The organism is Psychrobacter pacificensis, assembly GCF_900101915.1.
GTDB lineage: Bacteria > Pseudomonadota > Gammaproteobacteria > Pseudomonadales > Moraxellaceae > Psychrobacter > Psychrobacter pacificensis.
Genome location: NZ_FNAL01000004.1, coordinates 1 through 17,427, shown reverse-complemented (window position 1 = coordinate 17,427; position 17,427 = coordinate 1). Strand labels below are relative to the sequence as shown.

Sequence of the window (17,427 nt, the reverse complement as noted above, 5' to 3'; positions counted from 1 at the left end):
CTCCTTGATCATCATAAATAGTCACTACTACTATCAAACTATTTAGTAAACACTTCAATATGGAGTGCCCCGTAACATTAAGAAAGAATTGTTTACAATATCATAAACGCTCAGTTTCTGCTAAGCGACCAAAAAAGTCAAGCATTCATAAATATAAAAAGCCATAACAATTGGTTATGGCTTTTAGCAATATTATCTTTTATTAATAAAATTTAGGCAGATTAAAACTGTAAAAAACGACTATCTAGCCTAGCTTCTATCGTAGCTCAATATGCGTTTAACGCACCACCCCGCGACGACTTTTTTGTAGTGAATCAATCAACAATTGAACTTTTGGCTCTTGAGATAGTAGCTCACCTTGCAGAACCTCTAAAGCTTGCACTGTCGTCAGACCCGATCTAAAAATAGTACGATACGCTTGGCGTAGGACATCAATGGTTTCTTTCGACCAATCTTTTCGGCGCATGCCTTCGATATTTAGACCATGAGCTTTTGCTGGATTACCAGACACCATCGTAAACGCTGCGACGTCTTTTAAAATCAAGCTGGCGCCGCCAACCAGACTATAGTCATCTACTGTACAAAACTGATGAATGCCTGAGTTACCACCGATGATTGTATGGCTGCCGATAGTCACGTGACCTGCAACACCAACATTATTTGCCAGCACATTATGATCGCCAATCACGCAATCATGCGCCACATGAGTATTGACCATCAACAAGTTATGACTACCTATCTTGGTTAGCTCACTATCTTGTGCAGTACCGCGATGTAGGCTACAAGCTTCGCGAATCGTATTGTGATCGCCAATCTCAAGCCAAGTACGCTCACCTGCATACTTTAGATCCTGAGGATCCTCTCCAACACTCGCAAACTGATAGAATTGATTGTGTGCACCGATACGCGTTAACTTTGTGACAACGACATGCCTATGCAACACAGTATGTGGTCCAATTGACACTTCATCACCAATGATACAGTAGGGACCAATGATGGCAGTCTCATCAATCTGTGCAGATGGTGAGATGAGTGCTGTAGGGTGAATCTGACTCATGATGTGGGCCCTTGTATCATTTAATGCAAATAAATAGTCAGCCAAATACAGCCAGTTTGGCTTCATGAATGAGGCCAATATCCGCTGCTTTGTTAAATATCAATATAATAGCTCATTATAATTGTGAAGATCGATTCGATATAGCGCTTTATGAATGCTAACTTATTACAAACTTAGGCACTTTTACTGTCTTTGATTTTTTGCTGCTCTTGACGCGCAATCATGATTTGAGCACTCGCAGCAAGTTCGTCTTCGACATGCACCGTACAATCAAACTTATAAATACCATGGCGCTGCATCACTGTCTTGGCACGAATGGTGAGTTGATCACCAGGAATGACTCGGCGCTTAAAACGCACTTTATCCACACCAGCAAACAAATACAGATAGCCATCTTCTGAAGTCAGACCTGCGGTAATGAACCCAAGTATGCCTGAAACCTGTGCCATTGCCTCTACCATCAATACCCCTGGCATGATTGGCTCGTCAGGAAAATGCCCATTAAAAAACTCTTCATTAATGGTCACATTTTTGATACCCGTAATGCACTCTCCTGGTGTACAAGCGACCACTCTATCGACCAACATAAAAGGATAACGATGTGGTAAATAATGCTTAATCGTATGATACGTTAGTGGCAGGGTAAGACCTTGCTCAGCCAAGCTTTTGATGTCTTCATCAGTTGGGATATCTATATGGTCATTGCTCATAATGAGGCTTCCTTGCTATGTTTTGGATGTTTATTGTTTGTATGTGTTCGCATTAATCACGACCAAGCTGACGAAAGCGTACCGCTGCACGGCGCCAATTAGCAGTTGGCATAGCAGCAGTTCCAGAAGAGTAAGAACCAGCAGTTTTTATAGATTTGGTAACCATGGTCATACCTGATAAAACCACATCATCTGTAATTTCGATATGCCCTGTGATACCAACAGCACCGCCAATAATGCAGCGTTTACCTATCGTCGTACTACCGGCAATACCCGTTTGGGAGGCAATGGCAGTACCGTCACCAATACGTACGTTATGAGCAACTTGAACCAAATTATCAATGATAACATGATTGCCAATAACCGTATCATCAATGGCGCCGCGATCGACACAGGTGTGACTACCAATGCGTACATGATCACCAATAATCACACGGCCTAGCTGAGCGATCCGCTCCCAGCCTGAAACACTAGGGTTGTTGGTAGGAGCAAAGCCAAACCCTTCGGCACCAATGCTCGCACCCACATGCAATCTTGCATAATTGCCAATGACACAATCATGGCCAATAACCACTTGCGACTTGATAACACTGTCAGTACCGATCTCAGAATGCGCCTCAATCACTACATGGGCATCAAGTGAGCTACGCGCTCCTATCTGCACATAGTCGCCAATGACACAAAAAGGACCAATATTAACCTCATCACCAATCACAGCGCTATCAGAGATCACAGCACTAGGATGGATTCCAGCAGATAGTGACTGACGGGCAAATAGTTGGCTGGCGCTGGCATAAGCTAGGTATGGGTCAGAGACAACCAACGCTAAGGCCGACTCAGGTACTTGGTCACGATACGCTTGGGTGACCAATACTGCACCTGCTTGGCTACCGGACAAACTAGAGATATAGTGAGGGTCTGCCAAAAAGCTTAGCTGCTTTTGGTCAGCAGTAGTTAAACTTCCAACACTGTTGAATGGGTGACGTAACTGCTCAGCACTAATATCAGCCTTATTGATAATGGGCTGACGCTGCTCAATCCGAGTGATAAGTTGCTCAATCGTTATCATAATGACTATTAATAGACTATTGTTATATATAAAACGGTCGTCAAAATAACAATGTGTTTTGACGACCTACTGGAAACTAATGACATTCTAACTTACTTAGACAAATATTTGAGAACGATTAGATATATTTAGATAATATTAGCGATCTAGAATGTATTACCAATCTGGAACTGGACCTTTTCAGTTTCGTCGCCTTCTTTATCACCAAAAGGTACGGCATAACTGAGTGAAATTGGACCAATTGGTGTATACCATGTCACACCTGCACCTGCACTAAAGCGGAATTCGTTGTCTTGGGTCAATAGTGGTACACCTGTATCCTCACCAGTGCCAGGATTAACGAAGGTACGGTCTTCTTTGTCACTTGTATCGAATACCTGACCACCTTCAGCAAATAGTACTGGACGTACTTGGTCTGCCCAATCGCCTTTAAACGGCATCGGTAAAATCAATTCGGTACCAAAAGTAACTAACGCATTACCACCTACTTTTTCGTCCTTATAACGAACACTATCATTGATGGCATCATTATAGCTTTGCGACTTAGGACCCAATCTTGATGATTTATAACCACGAACCGAACCATAACCACCAGCATAGAAGTTTTCATAGAATGGCAAATCATTACCATAGCCAAGCTTGGTATAACCACGCGCCACCCAATCTTTATAAATCGGATAGTAGATATTGCCGCGATAAACCAGTTTCTGATAACTGGCATCACCAAGACCAATGGTCGCATCGACCGTATGGCTCATGCCTTTATTTGGAAATACAGGGCGATCTAAGGTGCTATAATCCCAGCCCAGTAATAAGTTGTAGGTCTGATAATCATTTTTAAAGCCAGTACGACCTTCGAAATCTCCAGTGAAGTCTTCAACAGTACCGCCATCATCGATGATTTCTTGTGCGTTTGATATGCCGAGGAAACGACCACCACGTACTGTCGTGTTGTCGACATTTAGACCAGCACTGACACGCTTGGTTTCATCAACAGGATAGCTGTAGTTCAGCGTGGCACCATAAGCGTCGGTGACATATTTACTAACGTTTCTGTCGTCGTATTTGGTTTCGCGATAATAAGCACTCACCCCTTGTGAGACGCCATTTTCTGTAAAGTATGGATCGGTATATCCTAAGCTATACGAATCACGTGTCTCTGAACGTGATAGTGCGGCTTTAACGCGGTTACCAGTGCCCATAAAGTTATTTTGGGTCAAATCCAACTGAAAAGTAACACCGCCGCTCTGCGAGTAACCTGCTGCAATCGTTGAACTACCAGAAGGTTGCTCTTCTACTGTATAGTTGACATCTACTTGATCTGGCTGATTGGGTACTGGTTTTACATCAACGTTAACAGCTTTAAAGAAACCGGTACGCATAAGACGTGTACGTGAAAGCTGGATTTTTTCGCTAGAGGCAAGAGAGCCTTCTAACTGACGCATCTCACGGCGCAATACTTCATCTTGAGTTTTGAGATTGCCTGTGAAGTTGATACGGCGAACATAAATAGGACGTGCAGGATCGATATAATAATCCACGTCAACCATTTTGGTGTCGTCATTAATGCGTGGTACGGGTCTAACTTGAGCTAGATAATACCCTTCGTTACCATAGCGTCTTTTGAGCGCAGCTGTGGTGTCATCCAGTTTGGCCTGTGAATATTTTTCATTAGGCGCAAAAGTCACCAACTCTTTTAGTTCGTCGTTATCAAAAGTAGGCTTACCTAAGAAATTGACGTCACCAAACTGATACTGCTCACCTTCACTCAAACTGACTTCGATGAACACACTACGTTTATCTTCACTAATATTGAGTACCGCGTTATCTACTGCGAAACGCACATAACCATCGTTTTGATACAATGCTTTTAAATTATCTAAACTGGCGGCCAGTTTTTCTTGTGCATATCGATCAGATTTTGATAGCAAGCGTGTCCATGAAGACTCTTTTACCGCAAAGACATCTTTGATCTCTTCATCGCTAAAGTGCTTATTACCAATGACATTAATATCAACAACTTTGGCAGGCTTACCTTCGATGAAGCGCACATCAAGTTTGACGCGGTTACCATCAAGTACCGTCTGATCTACTTCAATATTACTGTTGTAGTAACCTTGGCTGATATACTGCTGTTGCAGCTCATTAGCAACGCCTTGCAGGGTCGATTGCTTCAGTACATTACCGACAGACAGTCCAGCATTCCCAAGTCCTTGCTCTAGACCTTCTTTGGGAATGAGCTTATTACCTTCAAAATTCACTTCGGCAATGGTTGGACGTTCAATAACATCAAATCTGAGGTTACCACCTTCGACACGGCTTTGAATATCAGCAAAGTTTTCAGTGGCGTATAGTGCCTTGATACTGGCCGCCAAGCTACTGTCATTGACCGTGTCTCCTACCGTGATGGGTAGAACCGGATAGAGGCTATCAGGGGTTAGGCGTTGCAAGCCATTGAAACCAATATCAGTGACTACAAATTCTGCAGCCTGTACCGGCATACTCATCATCGCTACAACTAACGGCAACCCAGCCGCGCTCATAAATAAAGGCGTACGCATAAACACTATCCGTCAATAAAAAACTTGCTAAAGTTAAGGTAAAAAGCATATGTTGTCCAGCCCATTTGCACAAAGTCGCAACTCCATGCATGGCTAACTCAGAACACTTTATATAAAAAGCATCACAAAATAAACTAAAAATTACGATTAGTACAGAGGCTATGACACAAAGTATCTTGCGTATAATAGCAACAATTAAAGCGTAAGAGCCATTAAACCATTAGTATATCGTGCTTTATTGATTATATTACTCATTAACCGATCAAAACAGCCTACTGATGTCATTACCAATTGCTAACACCATGAAACCTGCCAGTAAGAGTAAACCGATATTTAACCCCACCATTTGCACCCCTTCAGAGAGCGGCTTACCGCGAATCAGTTCGATGAAATGATAAACGATATGACCACCATCCAATACTGGAATCGGTAAAAGATTCAACACAGCAAGACTCAGGCTAATCAATGCAGCCGTCGATAATACCATCTGCCAACTGATATCAAAGCTTTGCTTGGCGACTTTGGCAATGGTAATCGGACCTGACAAGTTATCCAGACCAATCATACCTGAGAGCATTTTTCCCATCGAGCTTACCGTCATCACGGCGAGTTGCTCAGTCTTCTCGAACGACTTGACCAATGACTCGCCAGGGCCATAAACCACGGTGGTTTTGTAAGCATCAGGAATAACAATCTCAGTCTGATCAACCATGGCGCCAATTTGACCGTAATTATTACCCAAGTTGTCTTTTTTACCTTGCGGCATAATTTGCAATTGCACCGTTTTGTCATCACGCAATACGGTAAAATCAAGTAACACCTCGGGATTATCACGAATAATACGCGTGGCGCTAATCCAATCGTCAATGTTTTGATTATTGATGGCAGTAATACGATCGCCCACCTGTAGACCTTGACGGCTAGCCGCACCATCAGGCGCCAATTCACCGACAATCGGGGCAATCTGTGGCTGCCACGGTAACATACCAAAGCTGGTCAATGCATCTTTACCTTGTGCATCACCCTGCATAAATTGTGTGACTGGTGCTTGATAGGTTTTGATCGACTGATTGGTTTGAGCATCTGACTGTAGTGTAATACTCACATTGTCTGTCTCACCCATCCGTCCTGCAAGGCGATAATTGATACCTTCCCACGTCTGTACATCGTGCCCATCAATCGCAACAATCTTATCACCGACAGGTAACTGCGCCATCGCAGCTGGAGTATCTGGCAGTACTTGCCCAATTTTGGTAGCCAATTGCTCAGACGGCGTCATAAACAACACCCAAAAGAGCGCAATAGCAATGATGAAATTCATGATAGGCCCAGCGGCGACAATCGCAATCTTCTTGAGCGGATGCTGATAATTAAACGCAAGATGCTGTTCATCTTTTGCGACATTGCCTTCACGCTCATCAAGCATTTTGACATAGCCGCCCAGTGGCAATGCTGAGATACGATAATCGATGCCACTTTTTTTGCTGGTCCAACCAAATAATTTAGGACCGAAGCCAATAGAGTATGTTAATACTTTGACGCCGCACATTCGTGCCACGATATAGTGCCCCCACTCATGTAAGGCAATGAGTGGACCTAAGACAAATATTGCCGCAAGAAGCGTTAATAAAAACGTCATGATCTTTTCTCAGTATTGTTGCTTAGCATCTTTTATCAACATCTTCACTGATATCGTTTATTAGTACCATTTTTTAACCAAGAGGCTGTTTATTGCTAATGATGGCTACGATTATGCCAATTTTGCCACAAGCTTATCCGTAAGGTGACGCGCTATCTTATCAATGGCTAATATATCTTCTATGTCAGCCGTTTCAGTTAATGGCGGCAGCTGTATATCGTTTAAGGCACGCTCATTGATATCAGCAATGTCAGTTAAACGAATTTGTCCATCCAAAAACGCCGCCACTGCAATTTCGTTGGCTGCATTTAGTACAATAGTCGCCTGCGTACCTGCTTGCATTGCTTGACGAGCAAGGCGTAGACAGGCAAATTTTTGCAGATCAGGCTCAATGAACTCCAAACCACTAAGTGCATATAAATCTAATGGCTGCGAACCGCTATCAATCCGATCAGGGTAGCTCAGCGCATGGGCAATTGGGGTTTTCATATCTGGACTGCCAAGCTGTGCCAAAAAGCTGCCATCGCTATATTCTACCATTGAGTGAATGATACTTTGTGGATGAATGACCACATTTATCTTATTTTCAGGCAAATCAAACAAATGACAAGCCTCGATCAACTCAAGCCCTTTATTCATCATTGTGGCTGAGTCGACAGATATCTTCTGGCCCATTGACCAGTTAGGGTGCTTGACTGCCTCTGCGACAGTTGCTTGCTGCATCTGCTCAAAAGACTGCTGCAAAAATGGGCCACCTGAAGCCGTCAACCACAGTTTGCGTATACCATGATTTGGCTGATGAATTTGGGTGTTGTCTTGCTGAATAGCGAGTGGTAAGCACTGGAAAATAGCATTGTGCTCAGAGTCGAGGGGTAACAACGTGGCGTTATGTGTTTTGACCGCATTGATCATGACCTGCCCTGCCATCACCAGCGCTTCTTTATTGGCGAGCAAAATACGCTTACCTGCGCGTGCTGCTGCTAAGGTAGAAGGCAGTCCTGCCGCGCCTACGATGGCAGCAACGATAGTATCAGTTTGTGAGTCAGTGGCTATATCTACTAGACCTTCCTCGCCCCCTACTACCTCACTATCAATTCCTGCTGCTTTAAGCTTTTTGGCAAAATCATCCACAGCGGCTGTTGGCACGCTGACGCGCTTAGGCAAAAACTGCTGACAAAGCGCAAACAGCTTATCTAAACGGTGGTAGCCTGACAATGCGTAAACTTCATAATATTGCGGTTGCGCCGCTAATATTGCTAACGTGCTATCGCCAATCGAGCCTGTCGCGCCTAGTACGGCGATGCGTTGCGTCATAACCATTAATGCCTATGATATTTAATATTTAAAAAATGAGAAAAGAGTAAATGAGGTTTAAAAAATATAAAGGATAATGAGGCTATATAGCAATAAATAAGACCGTTGTAAAAGACTAGCCAAAACGGTCACTTCGCTTACCTATCACACCATAAAGTCAGCTAAGTGACTTTGTCTTATACCACAATCAAAGTCTTATACCACAATCAAAGTCTTATACCACAATCAAACCTAGCTGCTGTATCGCCCAAAAGCCAAGCGCGAATATTGGAGTTGCAGATAGCAATGAATCAATACGATCAAGTACACCACCATGCCCTGGTAAGATGGTACCAGAGTCTTTGACATCAGCACGGCGCTTGAGCATTGATTCAAAAAGATCACCAAGCACAGAAGCCAGAATCGTTAGTGCCGATAGTGCCACAAAGGCGACTAGCGATGCGCCCGTCAGTTGTAGCTTAAACACACTGATCGCAACGACTACCAGTAGACCTGTAATCAAACCACCGGCCAATCCTTCCATACTCTTATTGGGTGAGACATTGGGTGCCATTTTTCGGCGGCCAAGCTTGCGACCAACAAAATAAGCACCGCTATCAGCACACCAGACCAATAAAAACACATAAAGTAGCCACCATGCTGATAGCTGCCAGAGGTAAAAAATCGCAGTAATAGAGGCTGTCAAAATAACCACACCCAACAACGCTAGATGTTTTCCGTACCATTTTGTCTGTGTTGGGAATGCACGTACCCAAGACAGTGCCATCATCCATATGACAAGCGAGGCCGTCCACCAGAATAACCAAGTCACCTTCAACATAAGCGATACGACAGTTATCACTAAAACTAATAGCACAAAGACAATAGGTTGACGCCACTTCGGCATCAACTTCGCCCACTCATGAGCTGCGATAATGACGCCAACGGCTAAAAGCGGTGCGAATAAAATAGGGGTTTGGCTCGCAAACATTGCAATACCAACGATAATAACGAGAACTATTGCCGTTCTAATTCGTTGCCACATACTTATCGAGCCTTATAATAATGAAGAAGGTACAGTCAAAAAAATGCATTATAACAGTTGATAGACCTGTGCCCATTAATAGCATTGACCCTCATTAAAACGGTTTATCATCTCGTAAGCAAGCGGTATTAGCGACCTAGAGAATACTGTCTGAATTTTTATGGCTACTATTGCATCAGCGACTATGCTGCTCTATCCCTACCTGCTCGCTGGTTTTACCAAAACGGCGTTGACGCTGTGCAAACTCAGCCATCATCGAAGCCAGCTCTTCTGGAACAAAATCTGGCCATAAAGTTGGCGTGAAAAACAACTCTGCATAGGCCGCTTGCCATAATAAAAAATTCGATATTCGATAATCACCACCAGTACGAACCAGCATGTCTACTGCTGGAGCGTCTGCCAGTTGTACTTGCTCACCGAGCATTTCTGCACTAATATCTTCAGCCCTCAACTCACCTACCTGCACTTGTTGTGCCAGCTGTTTTGCTGCATGAGCAATATCCCACTGTCCACCATAGCTAATCGCAATGACTAATGTCATGGCATCAAAGCTTGCAGTTTCTGCTTCGGCATCCGCCATTAACGCTTGTAATTCTTCACTAAGCTGACTGCGATCACCGATAAAACGTAAGCGAATACAGTATTTTTTCATACGCGGCATTTGCTCATCAATGGTCGATGCCAACAACTGCATTAATAGTGCAACTTCACTAGGTGGTCGCTGCCAATTTTCGCTAGAGAAAGCAAAAACAGTCAGTACTTCAATACCGGTCTCGACACAATATTCTACGATAGGGTCTAAAGCAGTTTTACCAGCTATGTGACCTTGACCTTTACCCAGGTTATTGGCTTTGCCATATCTGTTATTACCATCCATGATAATAGCGATATGACGAGGAAGAATGTTAGGAGCCGTAACGGCTGAAGTGGACATAGGCAAACTTGCTTGTTGTTAAGGTAAAATAATAATAACGTGTGCAGTGGCGATTAAAAGCGCCATGTAAATAATTCACAAATTTATCATAATTTAGCGATCAAAATTTTTATAGCTTACAATATATTTGAGAAATATCAGTAAACTGCACTCACATTAATGAATCATATTATCCATATCATAATAAACAGCCAATAACTACAAGGTATTGGCTGCTAAATTACAGATAATCTACCGAATTGATTCTTGCTATAAATACCAAATGGATCAGTATTAAACTTCCATCAAATCGCTTTCTTTTTTGCTGAGGCGGCTATCGATAGTTTCAATGTACTTGTCAGTGATTTTTTGGATGTCATCGTTAGCACGGCGCTCATCATCTTCTGAAATTTCTTTCTCTTTTGCTAGATCTTTGATGTCATTCATCATATCACGGCGAATATTACGGATAGACACACGGCTGCTCTCCGCTTCTCCGCGTGCAAGTTTTTGCATATCGCGGCGGGTGTCTTCGGTCAACGCTGGCATGGGCACACGAATCACATCCGCTGTCATTGGGTTTAGGCCCAAATCTGCTTCGCGAATGGCTTTGTCTACTGCTTGTACCATCGTACGGTCAAACGGTTGAACCAATAACGTACGTGAGTCTTCAACGTTGACGCTGGCGACTTGGTTTAGGGGGGTTGGTGCACCGTAGTAGCTGACCATCACGCCTGACAACATACCTGGGTGTGCACGTCCAGTGCGAACTTTACTGAAAGTGCTTTCAAGCGCTTCCAACGTTTTTTGCATGCGTGCTTCGCCGTCTTGCTTAATCTCTTTAATCATTGTGTGTCCTTATTTATCGCTATCGACAAATTTTTTATTTGCTATTGGGATATTTGTTATTAGCTACTTTTTGTTATTAGCCACTCTCTGAAGTGACCGATCAACGCTACATCAATTCAGGGAATTAATTAATGAAAAACGCGTGTGCCTTCGTTTTCACCCATGATGACATTTAGCAATGCATTAGGTTTGGTCATATCAAATACTTGTAAAGGCACGTTATGCTCGCGGCATAGCGCGATAGCCGTCAAATCCATCACGCCAAGTTTCTGCTCTAACACTTCATCAAAGGTGAGCCCGTCGTATTTTTTGGCATCAGAATGTAAGCTTGGGTCTTTGTCATAAACGCCATCAACCTTAGTCGCTTTCAAAATCAAGCCGGCTTCAATCTCGATACCACGCAAACAAGCAGCCGTATCAGTGGTGAAGAATGGGTTGCCTGTTCCAGCAACAAAAATACACACTTCACCATTTTTGAGATAGCGAATCGCATTACGACTGCTATAGCTTTCGGTGACCTCACCAATTGGCAATGCAGACATCAAACGCGTTTTTATGTTGCGACGCTCAAGCGCATCACGCATCGCCAGACCATTCATGACAGTGGCTAGCATACCCATCTGATCACCCGTCACACGGCCAACCAAACCTTCTTTTTGTAATTGTGCGCCGCGATATAAGTTACCACCGCCAACCACGATACCAACCTGAACACCTAGTCCACGCAAATGAGCGATAGACAGGCTCATTTTATCGAGCACTTCGGTATCAATACCCATGTCTTTGCTACCAGCCAAGGCTTCACCAGAGAGTTTTAGCAAGATACGGGCGTAACGCGGGTTTTTGTCAGACATGAGGTCACCTTATTATCATGAAATTATAAAGAAAATTATGGGTAAAACACAAATCAAGTTTGCCCGTAACGCTGCACTTAAAGACAAGCGTATTAAACAGGCTAAATTGCGCTAATTGTAGCAAAAACTGCCCGCTATTGGGCAATTTTCACTCGTATATCTTGTCGAACACTTAACCTTGATAACTGGCAAACAGGTCGTATTCACTGGCATCATCAATCGTCACGGTCAAGAACTGCCCAACTTTGACTTGAGCGGTAATCTCATCAACATAGACATGCCCGTCAATCTCAGGCGCATCAGCATAACTACGGCAAATAGCGATATTCTCATCACTATCAATCTCATCAACCAGTACGGTTAAGGTTTTGCCGACTTTTTCTTGTAGTTTTTGCGCTGAGATCTCTTGTTGCAGCGCCATCAAACGCTCGTAGCGAGATTGCTTGACGTCTTCAGGCACATGGTTTGGCAAATCATTGGCGACAGCACCTTCTACTTCTGAATACGTAAATGCACCCACGCGGTCAAGTCGCGCCTCGACCAGCCAATCAAGCAAGCACTGAAAATCTTCTTCAGTCTCGCCTGGGAAGCCAACTACGAAAGTCGAGCGAATCACAATATCAGGGCAGATATCACGCCATGCTTTGATACGAGCCAAGGTGTTTTCGCTGTGCGCAGGGCGTTTCATTGCTTTTAGAATACGATGACTGGCATGCTGAAACGGAATATCGAGATAAGGCAGCAGTTTCTTTTCGCCCATTAGCTCAACGACTTTGTCTACATGTGGGTATGGATAAACATAATGCAGACGCACCCAAATACCTAGATCATTCAAGGCTTGGCATAAATCATAAAACTTAGACTTGAGCGGCATGCCATTCCAAAAGCTGGTCTTATATTTGAGGTCCAGCCCATACGCTGAGGTGTCTTGCGAGATGATAAGCAACTCTTTCACGCCCGCTTTTTTGAGCGCCATGGCTTCGTTCATGACATTATCAATCGGACGTGACACGAGATCACCGCGCAAACTTGGGATAATACAGAACGTACAGCGGTGGTTACAGCCTTCTGAGATTTTTAGATACGCATAATGACTGGGCGTCAGTTTGACCCCCGCTTCATTGATCAAGTCTATTTTTGGGTCGTAATTGGCATCCAAGCTGCGATTTGGCTTTGGCACGTGCTGTGCAACGGCTGTAATCACCTCATCATAGGCATGCGCGCCCGTCACTGCGAGTACAGCGGGATGCATCTCACGGATTTTTTCCGCTTCTTTGCCTAGGCAACCGGTGACAATCACTTTACCGTTTTTGCTAATGGCCTCGCCAATCGCATCAAGCGACTCTTGCACCGCTGACTCAATAAAACCGCAGGTGTTGACCACGACCAAATCTGCACCGTCATAGTCGCTTGCAACTTGATAGCCATCACGGCTCAGCTCAGTGATAATACGCTCACTATCCACCAAGGCCTTGGGGCAACCTAGTGACACAAACCCAATTTTTGGCGCTGCACTCACTACTGGCATCGTGGCAGTTGCATTAGCCGTCGAGGCTGAAGTAGCGTGACTGCTTTGAGTAATGCTGCGGTTTTGATTGTGGTTGGCTTTATGATGATAAGGCTGGTCAGTATGTGTTTGACTGACATCTGTCTGACTCTGCTCTTGCGGTATTGATGGCTTTGCAGGATTAAAGATAGTGGCAGTGTCTTTTACGGCTGACGTAGGGGCTGTCGTTGTCGTGTTCACTGACTCGGTAGAAGTTTTGGACATGGCTGACCTTGCTAGAGATAAATTGGCTGAGCGCATTGTACGTTTTTTTTGCAAAAATCACCAGTTTTGCCTCTCTATAGTCTTGATTTATGGTTAAATATTGATTCAAACATCCTATTTTTCTGGGCACTATCCATGACTGCTGATTTTATCACCACCAAAACCACCCCTGATTTAGCATTCGTATCACAGCATCTATTCACCGCTATTTTGTGGGTCAATGATCAGTTATCGATAACCCGTTTAAATGCTCAAGCGGAGCAATTACTGGCTATTAGTAGTGGGAGGTTAATCAACCAGTCTATCTTGACGCTATTGGCACCCGATGAATTAAAACTAAAAGAAAATGCTTCTATCGACAATGTCAGTGATGATAGTGAAAACAAACCTCTGGATGAACCCCTCTATTCTTTGACAGAGCGGTTCAATCAAGCACAAAACTACCAACAGCCTTTCATTGACCATGATCACGTCATCCAGACGCCTTTGAATGGCAATCTACTACTTTCGGTCGATTATAGCGTGACGCCTGTTATCTACGAGCAGCAGTCGTATTTTATTATCGAGATGTGGGGCAAAGACCGCCAAAGTCGCATATCAGAGGAGCAGCGCCAGCAGCAGCAATATGCGGTTGCTCGTCACATGCTACGGTCGGTCGCGCATGAAATCAAAAACCCACTTGCGGGCATTCGGGGTGCAGCGCAGTTATTGCAGCGACAGTTTATTAAATTCAGTGATGCGAATACGACGACGGCTAACAGTCACTCTAACGCGTTCAGTATCTCACAGGACACTAGCGCTGGCACAAACGATGATTTGCAAAAAATGAATCAAAAGCTGCGTAACTATACCGATATTATCATCTCAGAAACTGACCGTTTGACACATCTGATTGCTCAACTGCTTGGCTCAAATCAGCTGCCAAACTGGCAAACGCTGAATGTCCATGAACCACTAGAGCATGTTTTGACCTTGGTAGTCAGTCAATACCCACAAGTGACGATACAGAGGGATTATGATTTGTCATTGCCTGAGTTGTGTGCTGACAAAGACCAATTGATTCAGGTATTTTTGAATATTATGAATAATGCGTGTGAGTCTATGACTGAGTTTGAGCAAACGCTACAGCAGAACAAGCTCTCTGCGTCTAAGGAGTTACCATTAACCGATGTGCAGACCGATAGAGAGACTGCTTATCAGCCAACCTTGCACATTCAAACGCGCGTTGCCTTTCAGCATACGATTGTCGGGCAGCAGCACAAGCAAGTGCTGCAAATCACTATCACTGACAATGGTTCGGGCATTGATCCGGCACTTATCGGACAAATATTTTTTCCGATGGTGACCAGCCGTGCAGCAGGTACTGGCCTTGGCTTATCTATCGTACAAGATATTATCAGCCATCATCATGGTATGATTGATGTGAGCTCTACAGAGGAGGCGAACGGCAAGCAAACACGCTTTACACTATATCTGCCTTTTACCCAGCCCGTCACTGAATCATAGAACACATGGCGGCATAAAACTGCTAAATTGTAAGACATCCAATCCCAAACCGACAATAACAATTGCTCATTAGGCCCGATACATGACCCAATACAGTGACAACCAAAACCCTAAAAGCGATGCACACTCTCCAATAGTCACCGTCAATAATGCCCCCAGCGATCAGCCTGCAACGCTCTGGTTAATCGACGATGATGCAGCGCTGCGTATGGTATTGGCAGATACGTTTGAAGATGCTGGATTGACCGTTATCAGTTTTACCCAAGCGCAGGCAGCATGGACTCGGCTCAATGATGCGCTAAAACAGCAAGAATCAGCCGCGCAGTTACCCGATGTAATATTGACTGATATTCGTATGCCAATGATGGATGGATTGTCATTTAGTGACTGGGTACACCAGCACTTTCCGGACATGCCGATTGTCATTATGACAGCGCACTCAGACCTCACCTCTGCGATTAATAGCTATCAGACTGGTGCGTTTGAATACTTGCCAAAGCCCTTTGACCTAGATGATGCTGTTGCCACTATCTATAAAGCGATCAACTACCAGCCAAATATGGCGATAGCTCATTATTCGAACGAATCTGATACCCATATCGCGACTGACGCGCGCGCCGACAGTGATATAACACCTGAAGCACCTGCCAGTACACACTCTAAACGCAGCAAAAATAAAGCTGAGGTGACAACTGCCTCTAAAGCTAATAGCAATCCGAGCGGTATCATCGGTCAGTCACAAGCCATGCAAACCGTGTTTCGTGCCATTGGTAGATTGGCGCAGTCCCCCATCTCAGTCTTAATCACCGGAGAGTCAGGAACAGGTAAAGAGTTGGTTGCCAGTGCCTTGCACCAGCACTCACCGCGCAAACAGCAACCATTTATCGCCCTTAATATGGCAGCCATACCACATGATTTGATTGAGTCTGAATTATTTGGTCACGAAAAAGGCGCGTTCACTGGTGCAACGACAACTCGTCAAGGACGTTTTGAGCAGGCTAATGGCGGTACGTTATTTTTGGACGAAATTGGCGACATGCCCTTTAGTACCCAAACACGTCTGTTACGCGTACTGGCCAATGGCGAGTTTTATCGCGTTGGTGGACAGCAGCCGATCCAAGTAGATGTCCGTATCATCGCCGCCACTCATCAAAACTTAGAAGAATTGGTCAAACAAAATCGTTTCCGTGAAGATTTGTTTTATCGTCTCAATGTCATTCGTCTACCGCTGCCACCACTGCGTAAACGCCCCGAAGACATTCCTGCATTAGCGACCTACTTTATGCAGTCGGCAGCTGAGCAAATGAACACAACACCGAAACATTTGCATCCTGCGGCCTTACAGATGATGCAGACCTTTGACTGGCGCGGCAATGTGCGTCAACTTGAGAATGTCTGCCTATGGCTGACAGTGATGGCCACGGGCGACACCGTGATGGCGACAGACTTGCCACCAGAGCTATTAGAAAACACGCCTCTAGACTCAGAGCTAGACCAAGAACACGACTCGTCACCACAAGCAAATACAGAAAACCCTCAACTGCAAAATAAAGATGACTTAAATAATTACAGCCAAAATAATCAAGTCACTCAAGCTCCTGCCAGCCTTAGTTGGCAAAAAGCGCTCGCTATCTGGGCTGAACAATCTCTCAATACTGGCGAAACTGATATTCTACAAACGGCCACGCCTGAGTTTGAGCGGGTCTTGCTAACAGCAGCACTCAACCATAGTGGTGGCAAAAAGATAGAGGCAGCAAGTTTACTTGGTTGGGGTCGCAATACCCTGACCCGTAAATTACAGCAGTTAGACATCTCTGCACCCAGAGTGCCATCCAAAGAGTAAATAAAGGCTTAAAACGCAATATTAAAAAGCCATTAATATCAATTATTTATAAAAATACGTGAAAATAAATGCAAAATAACTAAAAATAATCGCAAATAGGGGTTGACCAAAAATTCAAACTCTATATAATAGCCAACCACTGAGACGCACTACCGAATCAGTTAACTGTCTAGATAGCGTTTGAACTTAATCGCTTTTGATGATAGAGTAACGAAAATGGGGCTGTGGCGGAATTGGTAGACGCACCAGATTTAGGTTCTGGCGCCGCAAGGTGTGAGAGTTCGAGTCTCTCCAGCCCCACCATTTTCGGATAGTGA

The 17,427-nt window shown here is 44.3% G+C and carries 13 protein-coding genes and 1 tRNA gene; 3 read left to right on the top strand and 11 right to left on the bottom strand.

The genetic code is table 11. The features are described from left to right. Positions 1-277: 277 nt before the first annotated feature. The 11 genes from lpxA to rimO form a co-directional block, all read right to left on the bottom strand. Complete coding sequence (gene lpxA / locus BLR43_RS03450) at positions 278-1,057, bottom strand: acyl-ACP--UDP-N-acetylglucosamine O-acyltransferase (RefSeq protein ID WP_093068993.1); 780 nt, start codon at positions 1,055-1,057, stop codon at positions 278-280. 173 nt (positions 1,058-1,230) lie between these two features. Next, a complete protein-coding gene (gene fabZ / locus BLR43_RS03445; RefSeq protein WP_058023665.1) occupies positions 1,231-1,767 on the bottom strand; it encodes a 3-hydroxyacyl-ACP dehydratase FabZ in 537 nt (178 codons plus the stop codon). A gap of 52 nt (positions 1,768-1,819) precedes the next feature. Further along, positions 1,820-2,836 (bottom strand): UDP-3-O-(3-hydroxymyristoyl)glucosamine N-acyltransferase, encoded by a 1,017-nt coding sequence (gene lpxD, locus BLR43_RS03440; protein ID WP_058023666.1) that lies wholly within the window; start codon positions 2,834-2,836, stop codon positions 1,820-1,822. Positions 2,837-2,982: 146 nt separating this feature from the next. Continuing rightward, a complete protein-coding gene (bamA, locus tag BLR43_RS03435; RefSeq protein ID WP_093068841.1) occupies positions 2,983-5,397 on the bottom strand; it encodes an outer membrane protein assembly factor BamA in 2,415 nt (804 codons plus the stop codon). A gap of 262 nt (positions 5,398-5,659) precedes the next feature. Further along, positions 5,660-7,036 carry an RIP metalloprotease RseP gene (gene rseP / locus BLR43_RS03430; RefSeq protein ID WP_093068839.1) on the bottom strand — a complete coding sequence of 459 codons (1,377 nt, stop codon included), beginning with the start codon at positions 7,034-7,036 and terminating at the stop codon, positions 5,660-5,662. 111 nt (positions 7,037-7,147) lie between these two features. After that, positions 7,148-8,356, bottom strand: a complete 1,209-nt coding sequence (ispC, locus tag BLR43_RS03425; RefSeq protein WP_093068837.1) for a 1-deoxy-D-xylulose-5-phosphate reductoisomerase — start codon at positions 8,354-8,356, stop codon at positions 7,148-7,150. A gap of 208 nt (positions 8,357-8,564) precedes the next feature. Beyond that, positions 8,565-9,374 carry a phosphatidate cytidylyltransferase gene (locus BLR43_RS03420; RefSeq protein WP_093068834.1) on the bottom strand — a complete coding sequence of 270 codons (810 nt, stop codon included), beginning with the start codon at positions 9,372-9,374 and terminating at the stop codon, positions 8,565-8,567. Positions 9,375-9,549: 175 nt separating this feature from the next. Next, positions 9,550-10,308: a polyprenyl diphosphate synthase gene (gene uppS / locus BLR43_RS03415; RefSeq protein WP_093068832.1), complete on the bottom strand. Its 759-nt coding sequence runs from the start codon at positions 10,306-10,308 to the stop codon at positions 9,550-9,552. Between the two features lie 273 nt (positions 10,309-10,581). Further along, complete coding sequence (frr, locus tag BLR43_RS03410) at positions 10,582-11,136, bottom strand: ribosome recycling factor (RefSeq protein WP_075106244.1); 555 nt, start codon at positions 11,134-11,136, stop codon at positions 10,582-10,584. A gap of 128 nt (positions 11,137-11,264) precedes the next feature. After that, positions 11,265-11,990, bottom strand: coding sequence for a UMP kinase (gene pyrH, locus BLR43_RS03405; RefSeq protein ID WP_093068829.1), 726 nt, complete (start codon positions 11,988-11,990; stop codon positions 11,265-11,267). Between the two features lie 172 nt (positions 11,991-12,162). Further along, the gene (gene rimO / locus BLR43_RS03400) at positions 12,163-13,761 is read right to left on the bottom strand and encodes a 30S ribosomal protein S12 methylthiotransferase RimO (protein ID WP_093068826.1); all 1,599 of its coding nucleotides are present in this window, start codon (positions 13,759-13,761) and stop codon (positions 12,163-12,165) included. Between the two features lie 135 nt (positions 13,762-13,896). Here rimO and BLR43_RS03395 point away from each other — a divergent pair, with 135 nt between their 5' ends. The 3 genes from BLR43_RS03395 to BLR43_RS03385 all read left to right on the top strand — a co-directional run bounded on the left by BLR43_RS03395 (position 13,897) and on the right by BLR43_RS03385 (position 17,413). Then, the gene (locus BLR43_RS03395) at positions 13,897-15,267 is read left to right on the top strand and encodes a two-component system sensor histidine kinase NtrB (protein ID WP_093068824.1); all 1,371 of its coding nucleotides are present in this window, start codon (positions 13,897-13,899) and stop codon (positions 15,265-15,267) included. 82 nt (positions 15,268-15,349) lie between these two features. Continuing rightward, positions 15,350-17,110 (top strand): sigma 54-interacting transcriptional regulator, encoded by a 1,761-nt coding sequence (locus tag BLR43_RS03390; protein ID WP_093068822.1) that lies wholly within the window; start codon positions 15,350-15,352, stop codon positions 17,108-17,110. A 218-nt stretch (positions 17,111-17,328) separates the two neighbouring features. After that, a tRNA-Leu gene (locus BLR43_RS03385) sits at positions 17,329-17,413 on the top strand. Positions 17,414-17,427 lie beyond the last annotated feature (14 nt).

Coding starts and splice junctions, on each gene's coding strand:
- ispC (WP_093068837.1), bottom strand. CDS start 8,356: ATGGTTATGACGCAACGCATCGCCGTACTAGGCGCGACAGGCTCGATT.
- lpxD (WP_058023666.1), bottom strand. CDS start 2,836: ATGATAACGATTGAGCAACTTATCACTCGGATTGAGCAGCGTCAGCCC.
- bamA (WP_093068841.1), bottom strand. CDS start 5,397: ATGCGTACGCCTTTATTTATGAGCGCGGCTGGGTTGCCGTTAGTTGTA.
- BLR43_RS03390 (WP_093068822.1), top strand. CDS start 15,350: ATGACCCAATACAGTGACAACCAAAACCCTAAAAGCGATGCACACTCT.
- BLR43_RS03395 (WP_093068824.1), top strand. CDS start 13,897: ATGACTGCTGATTTTATCACCACCAAAACCACCCCTGATTTAGCATTC.
- lpxA (WP_093068993.1), bottom strand. CDS start 1,057: ATGAGTCAGATTCACCCTACAGCACTCATCTCACCATCTGCACAGATT.
- rseP (WP_093068839.1), bottom strand. CDS start 7,036: ATGACGTTTTTATTAACGCTTCTTGCGGCAATATTTGTCTTAGGTCCA.
- BLR43_RS03420 (WP_093068834.1), bottom strand. CDS start 9,374: ATGTGGCAACGAATTAGAACGGCAATAGTTCTCGTTATTATCGTTGGT.
- fabZ (WP_058023665.1), bottom strand. CDS start 1,767: ATGAGCAATGACCATATAGATATCCCAACTGATGAAGACATCAAAAGC.
- pyrH (WP_093068829.1), bottom strand. CDS start 11,990: ATGTCTGACAAAAACCCGCGTTACGCCCGTATCTTGCTAAAACTCTCT.
- rimO (WP_093068826.1), bottom strand. CDS start 13,761: ATGTCCAAAACTTCTACCGAGTCAGTGAACACGACAACGACAGCCCCT.
- frr (WP_075106244.1), bottom strand. CDS start 11,136: ATGATTAAAGAGATTAAGCAAGACGGCGAAGCACGCATGCAAAAAACG.
- uppS (WP_093068832.1), bottom strand. CDS start 10,308: ATGTCCACTTCAGCCGTTACGGCTCCTAACATTCTTCCTCGTCATATC.